The following is an 837-nucleotide window of genomic DNA, read 5'->3' as shown; positions in this document are numbered from 1 at the left end:
GAAGGGCCACGGCGTCGCAATGCAGGACATGTCGCAGTACAAGACCATCCACCACGAGGCCGAATACCAGGACAGGACCGTGATCGACAAACCGGCCTGGGACGAGCGGATCAACCACCCGGCCGAAGGCTACTGGAAGTAGCACACCTCCGCCACCCGGCCGGGCCACGGACACACGCCCGCGGCCCGGCCCACCGACGGCCGGCCGTATCCGGCCGTCCACCAATACACGCGGCGGGGCACGGGACACGACAAAGACGGCCCGCCATGGGCATCCGTCCGTCGCTTCGTCCCGTGCCCCGCCGCACCCATTCATACCGACCCGTTCCCTTTCGGGAAGAAGGAAGGAAACCCATCATGTCCACATCAAATCACAACAACCCGTCACGCGGCCCGAAGCGGCCGCATCGCCTCATGACGGCGGCACTGGCGTCCATCATCGCCGCGGGGCTCCTGTCCTCCACGGCCGTCGCGTTCGGCGCCACACCAAACCCGGACGGCTCCGTCACCGTCGAGTCCGGCGACACCCTCTCCGCCATCGCCGAGCAGTTCGGCGGCGACTGGCGCGACTACACCGGCTACCGCTCCGGGAACCCGGACCTCATCTTCCCCGGCGAGCACGTCAGGGACACGAGGAAGGCCGCCGGCACCGACGCCGGCAAGTGCGCGGTCACGATCGACTGGGCCGCCGAGGCGCAGCGGACCTACGACGGCGAGTACGGCGTCGACCCGGTCCGCCACTCGACGCTCGCCTGTATTGCTTCAATGTTTGTTCGGCGGGTTGAGCGGTGTTTTTCCGCAGTGTGGGCTGATGGTTTTCCTCGGTGTCGTCATCGT

1 protein-coding gene is annotated in these 837 nt (G+C 67.4%); it reads left to right on the top strand.

The window, feature by feature from the left end:
- Positions 1-357 precede the first annotated feature (357 nt).
- Positions 358-837, top strand: a 480-nt coding sequence (locus EHS19_RS11525) for a LysM peptidoglycan-binding domain-containing protein (RefSeq protein ID WP_241677225.1), incomplete at its 3' end; no start/stop codon positions are given.

It is taken from the genome of Bifidobacterium jacchi (assembly GCF_009078285.1).
GTDB lineage: Bacteria > Actinomycetota > Actinomycetes > Actinomycetales > Bifidobacteriaceae > Bifidobacterium > Bifidobacterium jacchi.
Note: the sequence above shows the minus strand (reverse complement) of the source record. Positions and strands in the feature narration are given on the sequence as shown.